At 63.9% G+C, this 16,246-nt stretch carries 20 protein-coding genes; 11 read left to right on the top strand and 9 right to left on the bottom strand.

The genetic code is table 11. The features are described 5' to 3' along the window. Positions 1–108 precede the first annotated feature (108 nt). Positions 109–1,149 (top strand): SDR family oxidoreductase, encoded by a 1,041-nt coding sequence (locus tag AC07FD_RS12160; RefSeq protein ID WP_478350047.1) that lies wholly within the window; start codon positions 109–111, stop codon positions 1,147–1,149. Positions 1,150–1,192: 43 nt separating this feature from the next. On the opposite strand, the gene AC07FD_RS12155 is transcribed toward AC07FD_RS12160, so the two are convergent. Then, a complete protein-coding gene (locus AC07FD_RS12155; protein ID WP_478350046.1) occupies positions 1,193–2,083 on the bottom strand; it encodes an SDR family oxidoreductase in 891 nt (296 codons plus the stop codon). Between the two features lie 134 nt (positions 2,084–2,217). Here AC07FD_RS12155 and AC07FD_RS12150 point away from each other — a divergent pair, with 134 nt between their 5' ends. Together AC07FD_RS12150 and AC07FD_RS12145 are read left to right on the top strand one after the other, a co-directional pair. Further along, positions 2,218–2,628, top strand: coding sequence for a winged helix-turn-helix transcriptional regulator (locus tag AC07FD_RS12150; protein WP_095087161.1), 411 nt, complete (start codon positions 2,218–2,220; stop codon positions 2,626–2,628). Positions 2,629–2,771: 143 nt separating this feature from the next. Continuing rightward, positions 2,772–3,956 carry an FAD-dependent oxidoreductase gene (locus AC07FD_RS12145; RefSeq protein ID WP_478350045.1) on the top strand — a complete coding sequence of 395 codons (1,185 nt, stop codon included), beginning with the start codon at positions 2,772–2,774 and terminating at the stop codon, positions 3,954–3,956. On the opposite strand, the gene AC07FD_RS12140 is transcribed toward AC07FD_RS12145, so the two are convergent. Both AC07FD_RS12140 and AC07FD_RS12135 read right to left on the bottom strand, forming a co-directional pair. Continuing rightward, positions 3,919–4,632: a glutathione S-transferase family protein gene (locus tag AC07FD_RS12140; protein ID WP_478350044.1), complete on the bottom strand. Its 714-nt coding sequence runs from the start codon at positions 4,630–4,632 to the stop codon at positions 3,919–3,921. The two genes, AC07FD_RS12145 and AC07FD_RS12140, sit on opposite strands and share 38 nt — an antisense overlap. 1 nt (position 4,633) lies before the next feature. Then, positions 4,634–4,939, bottom strand: a complete 306-nt coding sequence (locus AC07FD_RS12135) for a Rieske (2Fe-2S) protein (protein WP_478350043.1) — start codon at positions 4,937–4,939, stop codon at positions 4,634–4,636. Between the two features lie 96 nt (positions 4,940–5,035). Between AC07FD_RS12135 and AC07FD_RS12130 the strand changes: the two genes are divergently transcribed. Continuing rightward, positions 5,036–5,494, top strand: coding sequence for a MarR family winged helix-turn-helix transcriptional regulator (locus AC07FD_RS12130; protein ID WP_478350042.1), 459 nt, complete (start codon positions 5,036–5,038; stop codon positions 5,492–5,494). Positions 5,495–5,508: 14 nt separating this feature from the next. Here AC07FD_RS12130 and AC07FD_RS12125 read toward each other — a convergent pair whose 3' ends face one another. Further along, the gene (locus AC07FD_RS12125) at positions 5,509–5,943 is read right to left on the bottom strand and encodes an anthrone oxygenase family protein (RefSeq protein WP_478350041.1); all 435 of its coding nucleotides are present in this window, start codon (positions 5,941–5,943) and stop codon (positions 5,509–5,511) included. Between the two features lie 173 nt (positions 5,944–6,116). Between AC07FD_RS12125 and AC07FD_RS12120 the strand changes: the two genes are divergently transcribed. Both AC07FD_RS12120 and ilvC read left to right on the top strand, forming a co-directional pair. Beyond that, entirely contained in the window at positions 6,117–6,770 is a 654-nt protein-coding gene (locus AC07FD_RS12120) for a TetR/AcrR family transcriptional regulator (protein WP_478350040.1), read from the top strand. 24 nt (positions 6,771–6,794) lie between these two features. Beyond that, positions 6,795–7,814 (top strand): ketol-acid reductoisomerase, encoded by a 1,020-nt coding sequence (gene ilvC / locus AC07FD_RS12115; protein WP_095087167.1) that lies wholly within the window; start codon positions 6,795–6,797, stop codon positions 7,812–7,814. Between the two features lie 195 nt (positions 7,815–8,009). On the opposite strand, the gene AC07FD_RS12110 is transcribed toward ilvC, so the two are convergent. Beyond that, the gene (locus AC07FD_RS12110; protein WP_478350039.1) at positions 8,010–8,570 is read right to left on the bottom strand and encodes a BA14K family protein; all 561 of its coding nucleotides are present in this window, start codon (positions 8,568–8,570) and stop codon (positions 8,010–8,012) included. A gap of 186 nt (positions 8,571–8,756) precedes the next feature. Between AC07FD_RS12110 and AC07FD_RS12105 the strand changes: the two genes are divergently transcribed. Continuing rightward, the gene (locus AC07FD_RS12105; protein WP_478350038.1) at positions 8,757–9,884 is read left to right on the top strand and encodes an endonuclease/exonuclease/phosphatase family protein; all 1,128 of its coding nucleotides are present in this window, start codon (positions 8,757–8,759) and stop codon (positions 9,882–9,884) included. 7 nt (positions 9,885–9,891) lie between these two features. Continuing rightward, positions 9,892–10,608: a hypothetical protein gene (locus AC07FD_RS12100; RefSeq protein WP_478350037.1), complete on the top strand. Its 717-nt coding sequence runs from the start codon at positions 9,892–9,894 to the stop codon at positions 10,606–10,608. Here AC07FD_RS12100 and AC07FD_RS12095 read toward each other — a convergent pair. Then, positions 10,605–10,847, bottom strand: a complete 243-nt coding sequence (locus AC07FD_RS12095) for a hypothetical protein (protein WP_478350036.1) — start codon at positions 10,845–10,847, stop codon at positions 10,605–10,607. The two genes, AC07FD_RS12100 and AC07FD_RS12095, sit on opposite strands and share 4 nt — an antisense overlap. A gap of 168 nt (positions 10,848–11,015) precedes the next feature. Here AC07FD_RS12095 and AC07FD_RS12090 point away from each other — a divergent pair, with 168 nt between their 5' ends. Further along, complete coding sequence (locus AC07FD_RS12090; RefSeq protein ID WP_478350035.1) at positions 11,016–11,381, top strand: ArsR/SmtB family transcription factor; 366 nt, start codon at positions 11,016–11,018, stop codon at positions 11,379–11,381. Further along, positions 11,359–11,877 carry an SRPBCC family protein gene (locus AC07FD_RS12085; RefSeq protein ID WP_478350034.1) on the top strand — a complete coding sequence of 173 codons (519 nt, stop codon included), beginning with the start codon at positions 11,359–11,361 and terminating at the stop codon, positions 11,875–11,877. The genes AC07FD_RS12090 and AC07FD_RS12085 overlap by 23 nt, the downstream gene beginning before the upstream one ends. Positions 11,878–11,964: 87 nt before the next feature. Here the strand turns inward: AC07FD_RS12085 and AC07FD_RS12080 are convergent, their stop codons facing one another. The 3 genes from AC07FD_RS12080 to AC07FD_RS12070 are packed head-to-tail and all read right to left on the bottom strand — an operon-like array spanning position 11,965 to position 15,189. Continuing rightward, the gene (locus tag AC07FD_RS12080; RefSeq protein ID WP_478350033.1) at positions 11,965–13,182 is read right to left on the bottom strand and encodes an ABC transporter permease; all 1,218 of its coding nucleotides are present in this window, start codon (positions 13,180–13,182) and stop codon (positions 11,965–11,967) included. A 2-nt stretch (positions 13,183–13,184) separates the two neighbouring features. Continuing rightward, positions 13,185–13,892, bottom strand: coding sequence for an ABC transporter ATP-binding protein (locus tag AC07FD_RS12075; protein WP_478350032.1), 708 nt, complete (start codon positions 13,890–13,892; stop codon positions 13,185–13,187). Positions 13,893–13,896: 4 nt separating this feature from the next. Further along, complete coding sequence (locus AC07FD_RS12070) at positions 13,897–15,189, bottom strand: efflux RND transporter periplasmic adaptor subunit (protein ID WP_478350031.1); 1,293 nt, start codon at positions 15,187–15,189, stop codon at positions 13,897–13,899. 101 nt (positions 15,190–15,290) lie between these two features. Here AC07FD_RS12070 and AC07FD_RS12065 point away from each other — a divergent pair, with 101 nt between their 5' ends. Continuing rightward, complete coding sequence (locus tag AC07FD_RS12065) at positions 15,291–16,199, top strand: PhzF family phenazine biosynthesis protein (RefSeq protein ID WP_478350030.1); 909 nt, start codon at positions 15,291–15,293, stop codon at positions 16,197–16,199. Positions 16,200–16,246 lie beyond the last annotated feature (47 nt).

Below are 16,246 nucleotides of genomic sequence, written 5' to 3'. Positions count from 1 at the left end.
GGCCGACGCGACCGAATATTTCCAGATCCCGACTGGCCGTGTGGTAGAGATCGGTACGCAGGTGGCGATCTGACGAGCCCTTGCCGATGAACGGTTGAGGAGACGGGAATGAGCGGCGAATTGGTGCTTGTTACCGGTGGCTCCGGCTTCCTCGGCGCGCATTGTATTCTCGAACTGCTGAACGCCGGCTACCGTGTTCGCACGACCGTGCGCTCGGCCAAACGCGAAGCCGATATTGTGGCCATGCTCAAGGCAGGCGGCACCGAGCCTGGGGCGGCGCTCTCGTTTGCCGTCGCCGATCTGATGGCCGATGCCGGCTGGCCGGATGCTGTGGCCGGTTGCGACTATGTGCTTCATGTCGCCTCGCCATTTCCGCCCGGCGTGCCGAAACATGAAGACGACCTCATCATCCCGGCCCGTGAGGGTGCGCTCAGGGTGTTGCGCGCGGCGCGGGATGCGAACGTGAAGCGCGTCGTGCTGACCTCGTCCTTCGCGGCAATCGGTTATGGCAAGCTGCCGCCCGGCGGGCAGCCGTTCACCGAGGAGAGCTGGACCGATCCGACGGCCAAGGTCAGCGCCTATGTGAAATCGAAGACGCTCGCCGAACGCGCCGCCTGGGATTTCATTGCCGCGGAGGGTGGCAAACTGGAACTCGCGGTCGTCAATCCGGTCGGTATCTTCGGGCCGGTGCTCGGCCCGGACCATTCGACCTCCACAGAATTTGTCCAGCGTATGCTGAACGGTGCCATGCCGGGGCTGCCGCGCCTGTCTTTCGGCGTTGTCGACGTGCGCGACGTGGCGGACCTGCATGTGCGTGCCATGACCAATCCTGCCGCCAGGGGCAAACGATTCCTGGCGGTTGCCGGCGATTTCATGACCGTGCGGGAGATCGCGCAGACTTTGAAAACGCGACTGGGCGATGCCGGGGCGCGCGTCTCGACGCGGGAACTACCCGATTGGCTGGTGCGCATCGTGGGCCTGTTCAACCCGGAAGTCGCACAGTTGGTGCCGGAACTGGGAAAGGTCAAGAATGCAACCAAAGCGAGGGCCGTGCGCCTGCTAAGCTGGGCGCCGCGATCACGCGAGGACGCGCTGGTCGCTACCGGCGAAAGCCTCATCCGGCTCGGTCTGCTCAAAAAGGCGAAGTAGCGCCGGAAGCCGGGGTTCGGCTTCCGGGACCACTCACCGACCGTCAGCCCGCCAAGGCAGCCTTGTTGGTCTCGAGGAACTGCTTCAGCGACACCGACTTGCGGCCGGAGAGCTTTTCCACGGCGTCCGTCACCATGCCAAGACCGCCGCCCCGCGTGGTGGCGTCGAAGGACACCAGAAGCTTGGCGAAGGGCTCAGGCAGGCCGGCTGCCTTCATGCCCTCGGTCAGGGCGTCGTCGGAAAGCTGCACGACCTGGATGGGCTTGCCGGTGACTTCGGTGACGAGGGCCGCGACCTCGGCGGTCGTATAGGCCTGGGGTCCTGTCAGCGTGTAGGTCGCGCTCTCGTTGGTGCCGGAGGCGAGCCCCGCGGCGATCGCCGCCGCGAGATCGTCGCGCGCGCCATAGGAAATGCGGCCATCGCCCGCCGACGTGTACCATTGGCCCGATGCCAGGATTTGCGGCGTTGCCATGAACAGGTTCTCGTCATACCAGCCATTGCGGAAGATCGTATAGGCAATGCCGCTCGCCTTGATCGCTTGTTCGGTGTCGTAGTGGTCGGGCGCGAAATGGACCGGTGAACCCGGCTCGGGGTTAGGCATCGAGGTGTAGAGCAGGTGGACGACGCCGGCCTTGCTGGCCGCGGTCACGGCCGCGAGCTGCTGCTCGCGGCGCTTTCCCTGCACCTCAAGTTCGTTGGTCGAGATGATGAGCGCCCGGCTGGCGCCCGCGAAGGCCTTGGCAAGCGATGCCGGATCGTTGAAGTCGGCGGCCCTGACGACAACGCCGCGCGCCGCCAGGTCGGCAAGGTTGGCCGGCGTGCGCGTGGTGGCGATGATCTGCGCCGCAGGGACGTTGAATGTGTCCAGCAGGTGGTTGATGACGCTGCGGCCGAGTTGGCCTGAAGCGCCGGTGACGAGGAGGGTTTTGCTCATTGGAGATCCTGGCATGGGTCGGAGAGGAGGGACTAAAGGCGGTCTCAAAAAGAGACCAGCACTAAAATAGGAATTGACCTGTTGCCGTAAAGAAGGCAGTTTTTCGGGAGGTAGGCACAGCCAGGGAACCAGCCGTGGACAGCACCATCGTCAATCTCAGATCCAAGCTCGAGATCTACAAATCCTTGAGCGATGGCGGCAACATCGCCGATTGCCCGGTTCGCGACGTGATCCAGGGGCTGAACGGCAAATGGAGCTCACTGTTGATGGCGGCACTGGCCGAGCAGCCCTATCGCTTCGGCGAGCTGCGGCGGCTGGTGCCCGACATTTCACAGCGCATGCTCACCCAGACGCTCTACGACCTGCAGCGCGACGGCTATGTGCATCGCGAAGTGTTCCCGACCAAACCGCCGAGCGTTGAATACAGCCTTACCGACCTTGGACGGTCGATGTTCGGCGCCTTGCACCAGCTGATCCTGTGGGCCGAGCTCAACCATGACGCTGTGCGCGACGCACGCGCCGGTTTTGATGCGGCCCAAGGGTGAGCCGGCCCGCGAAGCGGACAAAGCCAAGAGCCGCGGCTTGATTTAATCCGCCCGCTGAAGGACTGTCCGGCCAGTTCGGCTTTGGGGGCATTGGCATTTCCTACGATATCGCGATTGCCGGGGCCGGCCCGGCGGGGCTCGCCATGGCGCTCTATCTCAAGCGCGCCGGGCACAAGGTCACCATCTTCGAGCGCTTCGAGGAGCCGAAGCCGGTCGGTTCCGGGCTGATCCTGCAGCCGACCGGGCTGACGGTGTTGGCTGATCTCGGCCTGCTCGACGACATACTGGCGCTGGGCAGCCGCATCGACCGACTGCATGGCGCCGATGTCTCGACAGGCCGCACTGTTCTCGACGTCCGCTATGATGCCCAGCGCGGCCACCGCTTCGGGCTGGCGGTGCATCGGGCGGCTCTGTTCGGCGTGCTCTTTCGTGCTGTGCAGCGCGAAGCGATCGCCATCGAGACAGGTGTCGAGATCGAGACTCTGGAGACCGGCGAACGGGCAACGCTGGTCTGTGGCAACGGCCGCAGGGAAGGGACGTTCGACTTCGTCGTCGACGCCAGCGGCTCACGCTCGAAGCTGCGGCAGTGCACGGGCAATGCAGGCGCGCCACGGCCGCTCACCTACGGCGCGTTCTGGGCCTCGCTGCGCTGGCGCGATGAAGGTTTCGACGAGCACGCGCTATTGCAGCGCTACGACAAGGCCAGCGTGATGATCGGTGTGCTTCCGATCGGCCGGCCGCAGCCGGGCGCTGAAAAGATGGCGGCCTTCTTCTGGAGCCTGAAGCCGGCCGACGCCGATGAGGTGCGCAACCGGGGCCTCGACGCCTGGAAGGAGAGGGTGGTTCGGCTGTGGCCCGAGAGCGAGGCATACACCAGCCAGATCGAGGATTTCGACCAGCTCTCGCTGGCGTGCTACGGCCACCACACGATGAAGTGGCCGGCCGGCCGGGGGCTGGCCGTCATCGGCGACGCGGCGCATTCGACCAGTCCGCAACTGGGGCAAGGGGCGAACATGGCGCTGCTCGACGCGGCGGCGCTCAGCCATGCGCTGGCGCGGACGCCAAACGTCGAGGCGGCACTGGAAGCCTATGCGAAGGCACGGCGGTGGCACGTGCGTGTCTTCCAGGCGCTGTCGCTGGCGTTCACGCCGTTCTACCAGTCGGATTCCATGGCGCTGCCTTTCATCCGCGACAGGCTGGTGGCGACGGTGGCAAAAATCCCGCCGGCGCCGCGGGTCCTTGCCTCGATGGTGGCCGGCACGGTGGTCGATCCGTTCAGGCGTATCGGGCTCAAGGAAGCGCGATGGCCAGATCGTTCCGCTGAATAATCGTCGAGAGTTGCGACGTCTTCGCCCGCAGAAAGGCATGCAGGCGCTGCGGGTAGTCCGGCGCGACGGCGCACCTGATCGACGGGCGCTCGCTCAACGCCTGACGCCAGGCCCGGACGAACGGCTTGCCGTCCAGAATGCCGAAATCGCCGATCCGGTCGAAGACGTCGAGATATCTGAAAACAGGGCCGTGGACAGCGTCGACAAGCGAGAGGTGCTCGCCGGCGAACCATGGTCCGTTCCGTTCGGTGTCCGCCAACTCGGCTTCGAGACGATCGAACATCGCCGACAGCGCGCTGGTTTCGGCGAGGAAGCCGGCCTCCGTCGAGGCCGAATAGAACCGGCCGATGGCGTTGAGGATTGCCGAGCCGAACTCGATCCAGGCACGATGCCGGGCGCGGGCATAGGGGTCGGCGGGGTGGAGGGGATTGGCTTGTGTCTCTTCGAGGAATTCGAGAATGACAGCGGATTCGAAGATCACCGTTTCCTCGCCATTTCGCTGCACGCGCAGCAGCGGCACCTTGCCGAGCGGCGAGATCACTCTGAACCAGTCCGGCTTGTTGGCGAGGTCGATATCGACGCGCTCGAACGGCACGCCCTTTTCGGCCAGTGAAATTGCCGCGCGCTGCACATAGGGGCAGAGAGGATGGCTGACGACAATGAGCTTGTCGGTCATCTCACTCTCCCCAGACATAGTTCAACGCGCCGTCCTCGACGCGCGTCGACAGGAACATCAGTCGGGAATCCTTTTGCGCCGGACCGTCGACGCGGTCGCCGCTGGCCATGTCGAACGAGGCGCCATGCCATTGGCAGACCAACCTGCCGTCCTTGCAGTCGAGCGGGCCACCAAAGTGCAGACAGACATTGGCGGCGGCGCGGATACGTTCGCCGCTGCGGTAGACATGGACCTCGCGGCCGAAGAACGGGGCGATCAGGCTGCCCGTCTGCGGAATGTCGGCGACCTTGCAGATTTCGTGTTTCATGACGCGTCCTCAAAGTTGATGCAATTGCATTTATATAGATGCATCTGCATTGACCGTCAAGCTTGATGCAGTTGCATCTATCGCCTATGGTGGGCCATGACTGAGAAAGCCATGCCTTCGCCCGAAGCCATCACGGCCTGGGCCCGCCTGATGCGCGTTTCGCGCCAGCTCGTGGAAAGTGCTGAAGATGCTTTGAAGGCGGGCGGCCTGCCACCGCTTGCCTGGTACGACGTGCTGCACGAACTCGCCGAGGCGGGTGAGGGCGGCTTGCGGCCGTTTCAGCTGATCGAGCGCACTTTGTTTGCGCAATACAACGTCTCGCGGCTGCTGGCCCGGCTCGAGGCAGACGGGGTGGTCGAGAAACTGCCGGTGGCCGATGACGGCCGCGGCCAGACCATCCGTATCACGGCCAGGGGCCGCGAGATGCGTCGCCAGATGTGGGCTGTCTATGGGCGGTCAATCACCGAACTGGTCGGTGCCAAACTCTCCGCTGATGAGCTGAACATAGTGTCGGCACTCCTCGGGCGATTGCGCCATCCGCTCGTTGTCGACTGATGATTTAGCGTCGGTCAGGCCGAATGACTGCCCCAGAGAAACGCCAGAGTCGCCAGCACGCCAAGGGCTACGCGAACCCGGTGCAGATCGCCCCATTTGACGATCAGGGACCTGGTCTGCGGATTGCCGGCGCCTGCGTCCATCGCCTCCAGCACCCTGTTGGTCGGCATCATGGCGATCAGCGTCCACGGCCAGGGCAGGATGATCAGCACCGCGCCGACCAGAAAGGCGAAACCGCCAGTCTGCCACCAGGCAATGAGACCGAGAACGCAGGCGACAATGGCAATCGACGCCTGCATGGCGGCGCCGCGCTTGTAGGAAGGCTGCCATTCCTGCAGCAGCGCCTTGTCGTCGAGACGAAGCCGCGCCGGTTGCTCGGCGACACTGACGTAAATCGCAGCGCCAGAGAATACGGCGGCAACCGTCAAGGCCAACAATCCGATCAGCATCTTCGTTCCCCGCGCAGGCGTCCGGCACGACGCGATGTGGATAGAAATAGGACTTGCATGGATCGGGACAATACGCCATAGAAGTGGCGAACCGTAACGTACGGTACGGCTTGCCGGAAATAACCGGCCGGCCTTGCCTGCCGAGACCGGCCTTTGCCTGCCGAGAGAAGAGCGTGTTGGACATCGTGCCCGAGATCGACACCAGCGAAGCGCTGACGGAGCGGCAGAAAGCCGTGCTCGACGCAGCGCTGCGGCTGCTGGTCGAGGAGGGCGATCAGCTGACCATGACCGCCGTGGCGCGTCGGGCAAGCTGCTCCAAGGAAACGCTCTACAAATGGTTCGGCGACCGTGACGGGCTGCTGACGGCAACGGTGCAGTGGCAGGCGTCCAAGGTGCGGGTGGCGCAGGTCGATGGCAAGGAGCTCGAACTTGTGTCGCTGACCGCAAGCCTCGAACGCTTTGCTTCCGACTGGCTGAAGGTTATTTCGAGCGACACCTCGATCGCGCTCAACCGCGTAGCGGTCAGTCATGCTGGTTCAGGCAAGGATAACCTTGGCGCTGTGGTGCTGGAGAATGGCCGCTTCGCTTTGGCCAAGCGGCTGAAGCCGCTGCTTGAGGCCGGACGACAGGCTGGACTGCTCGACTTTGCGGATGTCGAGACGGCGTTCCGCACCTTTTTTGGGCTGGTCGCCCGCGACGTGCAGATCCGTCTGCTGCTCGGCGACCGGCTGGAATTGACTGAGGCGGCGATCGGCGGCGATGCCGCGCGGGCGACGCAGCAGTTTCTCGCTCTTTTCAAGAGCAACAACCGGCCGCAAGGCCTCTGATTCATAACCGGGAAGGAAGACAAAATGCGTGTCTATTACGATCGCGATGCCGATCTCAATCTGATCAAGGGCAAGAAGGTTGCTATCATCGGCTATGGCAGCCAGGGCAGGGCGCACGCGCTCAACCTCAAGGATTCGGGCGCCAAGGATATCGCCATCGGCCTCAAGGCCGGCTCGGCGACCGCCAAGAAGGTCGAGGCCGACGGTCTCAAGGTGATGAGCGTGGCGGACGCGGCCAAATGGGCCGACCTGATGATGATGGCGACGCCTGACGAGCTGCAAGCCGATATCTATCGCAACGAGATCGCGCCGAACATTCGTGACGGCGCTGCAATCGCCTTCGCGCACGGCCTCAATGTGCATTTCGGCCTGATCGAGCCGAAGGCCTCGGTCGACGTCGTCATGATCGCGCCGAAGGGCCCTGGCCACACGGTGCGCGGCGAATACCAGAAGGGCGGCGGCGTGCCGTGCCTGGTCGCGGTCAACCAGGACGCCTCGGGCAATGCGCTTGACCTGGCGCTGTCCTATGCCTGCGGCGTCGGCGGCGGCCGTTCGGGCATCATCGAGACCAATTTCCGCGAGGAGTGCGAGACCGACTTGTTCGGCGAGCAGGTCGTGCTGTGCGGCGGCCTGGTCGAGTTGATCCGCGCCGGCTTCGAGACGCTGGTGGAAGCCGGTTATGCGCCGGAAATGGCCTATTTCGAGTGCCTGCACGAGGTCAAGTTGATCGTCGACCTGATCTATGAAGGCGGCATTGCCAACATGAACTATTCGATCTCGAACACCGCCGAATGGGGCGAATATGTCTCCGGCCCGCGCATCATCACCGCCGAGACCAAGGCCGAGATGAAGCGCGTGCTGAAGGACATCCAGACGGGAAAATTCACTTCGGAATGGATGCAGGAATACCGCGCCGGCATGTCGCGCTTCAAGGGCATCCGCCGCAACAATGACAGCCACCAGATCGAGGAAGTCGGCGCCAAGCTGCGCGCGATGATGCCGTGGATTTCCAAGAACAAGCTGGTCGACAAGGCCAAGAACTAAGTTAAATCCACGTTCTTGCCTTTGCGCGTCCTCGGGGTTCGCCCTGCGGGCGCGCTGGGGATTTCCAAGAACAAGCTGGTCGACAAAGCCAAGAACTGAACCTTGCGCTCGAAGACCTTGGCTTTAAAGAGCTGAAAATGAAAAACGGCGCCACATGGCGCCGTTTTTCATTTGGCTCCGCTACAGACCAACTCGTCAATAGGGCGAATAGCACTGCTGACGCGGGCCGCCATAGGGCTGGAACGTGTTGTCCCAGGCGCGATACGACCGGTAGCGGTTATAGCACCATTGGACATGGGAGCTCCGGTAGGTGCGATAGTAGCGGTGCGGCGGCGCATCGTAGTAATTGTAGTTGTTGTACATGCTGCCAATGCCGAGCCCAAGGCCGAGGCCCAGAAGGGCAGCCGCGCCGTCGTCGTAGTAGTGGCCGCCGTGATAATGATGGCCACCATGGCGCCAACCCCAGTTTCCGCCGCCGCCGTTCCAGTGTCCGTGGCCGCGATTGTTCCAGTTTCCGCCGCCGCCGTTCCAGTGTCCGTGGCCGCCATTCCAATTGCCCGACCGGCGCCAGCTCCAATTGCCGCCATTGTTGCCGCCCGCCCAGCCTTCGCGGACCACCATCGGCGCCGCAGTGCTGGCGGGGATCGACACGTCCGGTTGCGTCATCGGCCCTGCGGCCGACGGCGCCGTGACGCCGGACAGTATACCGAGGGCTATCAGCCCAGATTTGACCGTGGAAGAAAAGAGCGAGTTCATTGCACTCTCCAAGAGATACAGGCCCCACGCCTACCCTAGGGGGCCTATTGTGGATGTTTGCATCTGAACGGCGGATGAACGGAAAGGTTCCGTCAACCATGGCGCGAGAGGCATCAGGACCGATCGATCTCCGCTGGTGGTGCTGCGACCTTGTTTTCCGCCGCGCTTGCGGGCAAAGGTCATGGCATGTCGCTGCGCCTCGCCACCTTCAATGTCGAGAACCTGATGAACAGGTTCGATTTTTCCGGCTATCGCAACCAGCTCAACGAGGATCGCACGCTGGCGCTGTTCGATATCCAGAGCGAGGCGGAGTACAAGATGCTGGAGCAGGCGCGCGCCATCGCCCAGTCCGACGATACGCGCCAACTGACGGCGCTGGCGATCGCGGCCACCCGCGCCGACATCATCTGCATGCAGGAGGTTGACAACATCGAGGCGCTGAAGGCCTTCGAATATGGCTATCTGTTCAAGATGGTGGGGCAGGGCTACCGGCAGAAATACACCACATCGGGCAATGATTCGCGCGGCATCGACGTCGCCGTGATGATGCGCAACGAGACTGCGCAGGGCCAGGCGATCGAATTCGTGCGCATGACCAGCCATGCCTACGTCACCTACGAACAGTTCGGGCTGCACACGCCGGAGCTCGAGGCACTCGGCAACCAGGCCAATGAGCGCATCTTCCGGCGCGACTGTCTGGAAGTCGACGTGACTGTGGGCGGCGTGCCGCTGACGCTTTATCTGGTGCACTTCAAGTCGATGGGCTCGCCGCGCAACGGGCTCGACGGACGCGAAGCGACGATGCCGGTGCGCATCGCCGAGGCTCAAGCCGTGCGCCGGATCATCGAGGAGCGCTTCGGCAAGGACACTCCTGACAAGAGCGGGGCCGCCGACAAGCGCTGGGCGATCTGCGGCGACATGAATGATTACCGGCAACGCGTGAAGATCGCCGGCGACGCGATCGACGGCCACCGCTTCGAGGTGGTCAACGAAAACCAGTCCTGCATCAACGTGCTGACAGAAGGCGGCTTCTGCGAAAACGTCGTCGAGCGGCGGCCGGAGATGAACCGCTGGAGTTTCTACCACACGCGCGGACCGGAAGAACGGCATCTGTGCCAGCTCGACTACATCCTGTTGTCGAAAGGGCTCGCCGCCAGCAACGCGACGGCCGTTCCAGACATCATCCGCAACGGCCAGCCCTGGCGGACGATCTTCCCGCCCGGCCAGGAGGTCGACCGGTTTCCGCGCGCCGGCTGGGACAGGCCGAAGGCATCCGATCATTGTCCCGTGGCGATCACCTTGGACATGACCTGATACGCCGATGAGTTTCGACCTGCCGCGCAATGTCATCCTGCCGGTCGATGCCGTCGACGTGCGGCTCGATCCCAGCCCGCACCCGTTCGCACTGGATAATGCGGAGGCAATCGTCGAGAACTGGCAGCGCGAGGTGGCAGCCAAGCCGGCGCTGTTCGACGGCACGGTGGTGCTGCTGTCGCAACTCACGTATCGCGACAACCGTCTCGTCGGCCGCTGCCATGCGGTCAACTACTCCACCTTCATGCTTTGGCGTCAGCGGCGCGAGAATTCGGGCGCCGAACATGCCTATGCCCATGCCGTGCTGGTGGCCGGTGACAATGCGCTGGTGGCTATCCGCATGGGCTCGCACACGGTCAATGCCGGGCGCGTCTATTTCGCCGCCGGCTCGTTCGAGCCCATCGATTTTCGCGACGGCCAGGTCGACGTCGATTTCAACATGGTCCGCGAGGTGCGCGAGGAGACCGGTCTGGATCTGTCGGACGCGCCACGCGGCAAGCGCTACCACGTCCTGTCGACGGCCAGCGGAACGGTGATCTTCCGCCGCTATCGCGAGACTGCTCCGGCTGACGAACTTGCCCGGCGAATCTCAGCCTTCGTCGCCACCGAGACCGAGCCGGAAATCGAGGGGCCGGTCATCATCCGCCACGCCGCCGACCTGCCGGACGGATTGGCGGCGCATATGAAGCCGCTGGTCGAGTGGCATTTTGCGGGTGTGGACTAACGACGCGTCTTGTCCTGCGCCGCCTTGCGATCGTTGCGGGCGGCGACGAAGAACAAGATAAAGCCAAGACCCAGCAAGCCGCCCATCGCCATTCCCATGGTCTGTCCGACGACTGCCTGGAAATCGGCGGTGACCCGATCGGGATTGGCCATGCCGAAGCGGGCGAGATACCACCAGATGCCTGCAAGGACTGCTTCGATGACGACCATCGCCAGGATCAGTCGTGTCTTCTTGCTCATGCGTTGTTCGCCCCCGACCAGAGATGTTTTGCCTTAGGGCCTGGAGATCGCCGAGTCGATCGAATCTGCATCGAAATGAGGTCGATTTGGAAGCGTTGAAGGCGACACGCAGCACGCGCCGGGTCTCCTGTTGCACGCCGCCAATCCGTCTGTTAGATACTGAACCATATGGTTCAGTATCTTCGCCCCCATCTCGATGCCTCGTTCGCCGCGCTTTCGGACACCACCCGACGCGGCGTCCTGGAGCAGCTCGGAAGTTCCGATGCTTCGATCACGGAGCTCGCCGAGAAGTTCCACATGACCCTTACGGGCATGAAGAAGCATGTCGGCGTCTTGGAGCAGGCGGGGCTCGTCACCACGGAGAAGGTCGGGCGCGTGCGGACCTGCAAGCTCGGCCTGCGCCGACTGGAGGAAGAGGCGGCATGGATCGAGAGGTACCGCCAGCTCTGGGGCGCACGCTTCGACGAATTGGACAAGGTTGTCGAGGAATTGAAACGGAAGGAGAAAGCCGATGGACGCAAGAAGAGAGGGTGAGCCCACCCCCATGAATAGCCGCACGACGATCGAACGGAAGTCCGAGCGAGAGCTCGTCATTACGCGTACGTTCAATGGCCCGGCGCGCATCGTGTACGAGGCGTGGACCAAGTCCGAGCTGTTTATGCAGTGGTGGGCACCGAAGTCGACGGGCGTGCCTCTGCATTCCTGCGAGATGGATGTTCGTGTCGGAGGCGGGTACCGTGTTGCGTTTGGCCACGATGACTCAAGCGCCATGGCATTCTACGGTAAGTACCTCGAAGTGATACCTAACTCGCGCCTCGTCTGGACGAATGAGGAAAGTGAGGACGCCGCCGTGACCACGGTGACCTTCGAAGAAAAAGACGGCAAGACGCTGCTGGTGCTGCACGAACTCTATCCATCGAAGGAATCGCTCGACGAGGCCATCGCCGGAATGGAGGATGGGATGCCCGAGCAGTTCGAGCAGTTGGACGAGCTTCTCGTTATACTGGGCGCGAACTTGGGAGGGTCATGAGGCCGTCGGTCTCGCGGTCGGCCGCCTGGGATATTCACGACGCGGAAGAGGCCCCCGGCGAGATCGCCGTGGGGACCTGGCCTCGGGTTACTCGTGCCGCAGCGCGTCGATGGGGTCGAGCCTGGCGCCGCGCAGCGCCGGGAAGAAGCCGAACACCATGCCGATCAGCGCTGAAAAACCGACGGCGAGCAGGATGACCGCCGGGCTTGGCGCGAAGGGGATGGTCAGCGCCACCGAGGCGATGCCGGCCAGCGCCAGGCCGATCAGGATGCCGATGATGCCGCCGAGCAGCGACAGCACCGTCGCCTCGACCAGGAACTGGATGAGGATGTGCTTTTCATGCGCGCCGATGGCAAGCCGGATGCCGATCTCGCGCGTGCGCTCGGTGACCGAGACCAGCATGATGTTCATGATGCCGATGCCGCCGACCAGCAGGCTGACGCCGGCGACCGCGCCCAGCATGCCGGTCATGGTGGTGGTGGCGCTGGCCATGGCGTCGGCGATCTGGGTCATGTCGCGGATGGCGAAATCGCTCTCGCGGTCGGGGGTGACGCGCCTGATATCGCGCAAAATGTCCTCGACGCGCGGCTGCAACTCGCTGGTCGGCGTGCGGTCGTCGGCGGCGATGTAGATGTTGTCGATGTCGCGATTGCCGGCGATGCGGCGCTGATAGGCGTGCAGCGGCATCAGGACGACATTGTCCTGGTCCTGGCCGAAGCCGGTATAGCCCTTAGGCTCGAGCAGCCCGATGATCTTGCAGGAGGTGCGGTTGACGCGGATGAACTCACCTTCCGGGTCACCGGCGCCGAAGAATTGCTGGCGCACTGTCTCGCCGATCAGGCAGACGCCGGTGCCGGAGCGGGTTTCGGAATCGCTGAACGGACGGCCGGAAACCAGCTTCCAGTCGCGCGCATCGAGATAGGCGCTGTCGGTGCCGGTGACGCCCGAGGTCAGGCTCTCGGTGCCGAAGATGACGCGGACCTGCTTTTGCGAGGCCGGCGAAATGGCGCGCGCGCCGGTCAGATGCGCGACGAGTGCCGCGAGGTCCTTTTCGGCCAGCGGACGGACCACCTGGTCGAGCCCGCCCGGACCGCCTGGCCCGGCCGGGCGGCCGGAGCGGACGACCAGCAGGTTGCTGCCGAGCTTGGAGATGTCGGCCTTGACCTTTTCGGTGGTGCCGGAGCCGATGGTGAGCATGGCAATGACGGCGGCGACGCCGATGACGATGCCGAGCAGCGTCAGGAACGAGCGCAGCACATTGCGGCGGATCGAGCGCAGCGAGAGGCGGACGGTTTCCCAGATCATGGTTATGCCGTCTCCAGGTTCATGCTGTCGGAGGCCACATGGCCGTCGAGGAAGCGGATGGTGCGCTCGGCATAGCCGGCGACGTCGGCCTCGTGGGTGACCATGGCGACGGTCAGGCCGAGCTCCTTGTTGAGCTTTGTCAGCAGCTCCATGATCTCGTGCGTGCGCGCGGTGTCGAGATTGCCGGTCGGCTCGTCGGCGACGAGCAGCGTCGGCCTCGTGACGATGGCACGCGCGATCGCCACGCGCTGCTGCTGGCCACCGGAGAGTTCTGCCGGCGTGTGGTGCTCGCGGCCGACAAGGCCGACCTGGGACAGCGCCTGCATGGCAAGGTCGCGGCGCTCGCGGGCGGCAACGCCGCGATAGATCAGTGGCAGTTCGACATTTTCCGCCGCCGTGGTGCGGGCCAAGAGATTGTAGCCCTGGAAGACGAAACCGACATAGAGGTTGCGCAGCATAGCGCGGCGGTTGCGGTCGAGCCGGCCGGCGTCGATGCCCATGAAGGAATAGGTGCCGGCCGTAGGCGTGTCGAGGCAGCCGATGATGTTCATCGCCGTCGACTTGCCGGAGCCGGACGGGCCCATGATGGCGACGAATTCGCCGCGCCGGATGGCAAGGTCGACGCCGGCCAGCGCATGGACCTTGGCCTCGCCCTGGCCATAGCTCTTCCAGACCTTGTCGAAGGTGATGAGGGCAGCACCGGCAGCCACGGCCTCAGCTCCGCTGCTGCGATGCGGTGATGACCTCAGCGCCTTCCTTGAGGCCCGAGGTGATCTCGGTCAATTCGCCATCGCTTGAGCCGATCCTGACGTTGACCGGATGCGGCCGCCCATTCTCCAGCACATAGAGCGTGCGCGAGCCGTCGGTTGGCGTCGTCGCGGCCTGGCGCTGTCGGTTGCCGCCGGGGCGACCCATGCGGCCGGTGAACAGGTCGCTGAGGCTCCAGCCGCGGGCCGCCTGCTGGGCCGGGCGATAACGGAAGGCGGTGGCGGGCACTGTGAGCACGTCCTTGGCCTGCCGGGTGACGACCGAAACGGTTGCGGTCATGCCGGGCCGCAGCAACAGCTCGTTGTTGTCGACCTCAAGACGTGCATTGTAGGTGACGACGCCGTCGGTGGTGACCGAGGCATAGGAAATGTCGCGGATCTCGGCGTCGAACGGCCGGTCCGGGAAGGCATCGACGGTGAAACGGGCATGCTGGCCGGTCTTGACCGCGCCGATGTCGGCCTCGTCGACCGCCGCCACCAGCTCCATGTTTCTGAGATCGGCGGCGATGATGAACAGCACCGGCGCCTGCAGCGAGGAGGCGACCGTCTGGCCGGGGTCGACCGAGCGCGTCAGCACGATGCCGTCGATCGGCGCATAGATGGTGCTGTTGGCGAGGTCGGTCTGCTGTGATTTCAGATCGGCATTGGCGATGGCGAGATTGGCCTCAGCGCTGTCGAGTGCCGCCTTGGAGCGGTCGCGCGTCGCGGTCGCCGCCTCGAGCGACTGGTCGGTCGCCATGCCACGATTGGTCAGCGAGGCCGCGCGGACAAGCGCCTTCTCATTCTCGGCGAGCGTCACCGTGGCGTCCTCGACATTGGCGGCCGCTCCCTTGGCGGACGCCTGCGCCCGCTCGATCTGGACCTGCAGCTTGGCGGTGTCGAGGGCGGCCAGCACGTCGCCCTTCTTGACCTGCTGGTTCTCCTCGACGGACACCGAGCGGATGATGCCGGAGAGCTGGCTGGAAATATCGACTTGGGTGAGCGGCTGCAGCGTGCCGGTCGCCGACACCGCGACAGTGAGATCGGCCTTGGCGGCCGGCACGGTGGTGTAGTCGATCTTGGCCGGCGAGCCGGCATACCATTGATAAAGCCCAAGACCGGCGGCGAGCACGATCAGAGTCAGCAGCGCATAGAGCCAGCCACGCCGGCGCGTCTTGCGCAGACCTTGCCTGTCGAGCCCGAGCGCCGTCTCGATGGCGGAATCCGATTCCGTCTTTGGCAGATTGACAATCTGGTCCACGTTGGACCCCTATGATGCGCAATGTCCCTATCTGTGCACAGATCAGGGTTACTGGTTCAAATATCAAATTAAATTTCGCCCATGTTGGGATTGAGGCAGGCATGCAAACCCGGAATTACTTGCTTTACGACGTGTTTACGACCGAGCGACTGGCCGGCAACCCGCTGGCCGTGGTGTTGGATTGCAAGGGTCTGGACACGGCCGCGATGCAGGCCATCGCGCGCGAGTTCAACCTGTCCGAAACGGTCTTTGTGCTGCCGCCGGACAATCCCAAGCACAAAAACCGCATCCGTATCTTCACCCCCGACTATGAAATGCCGTTCGCGGGCCATCCGACGGTGGGCTCGGCGATTGCGCTGGCCGAACTGGCGGGAGAGGGCGGCGCCGGCATCTTCGTGCTGGAAGAAAACATCGGTCCGGTGCGTTGCGCCGTCAGCAAGCATGATGGCAACATTTTCGCCGAATTCGATCTGGCGAAGCTGCCGGAGCCGCTGAAGCTCGAAGCCGATCCGGAGGCGATCGGTGCGGCCCTTGGGCTGGCGCCGCACGAGATTGGCTTCGAGAATCACCGCGTCTCGTTCTGGTCGGCGGGTGTGCCCTATGTCACCATCCCGGTCGCCAATCTCGAGGCAGCGGGCCGAATCCGGCTGGACAACCAGGCGTGGTCGGAACTGGCGCCGCGTAAGAGCGAGTGGGCCTTCGCCAGCCCCTATGTCTATTGCCGCGAGACGGTGAACCACGAAAGCGCGTTCCATGTCCGCATGATCGTGCCGGGCACGCCGTCCTATGAGGATCCGGCGACCGGCTCGGCGGCGGCCGCCTTCGCCGGCGCCATCATGCATTTCGACGCGCCGACCGACGGTGTTTCGCAACTGTGGATCGAGCAGGGGCTGGAGATGCACCGGCCGTCGCGCATCCGCCTCGAACTGACCGTGCAAGGCGGAAAACTGGCCTCGGCGCGCATCGGCGGCAACGCGGTCAAGGTGGCGGAAGGCAGACTGTTCGTCTAACCGCAGACGGGCTCGGTCGATTTGTCGGGAAATGATTCCGGCAGGGC

It is taken from the genome of Mesorhizobium waitakense, assembly GCF_056431085.1.
Note: the sequence above shows the minus strand (reverse complement) of the source record. Positions and strands in the feature narration are given on the sequence as shown.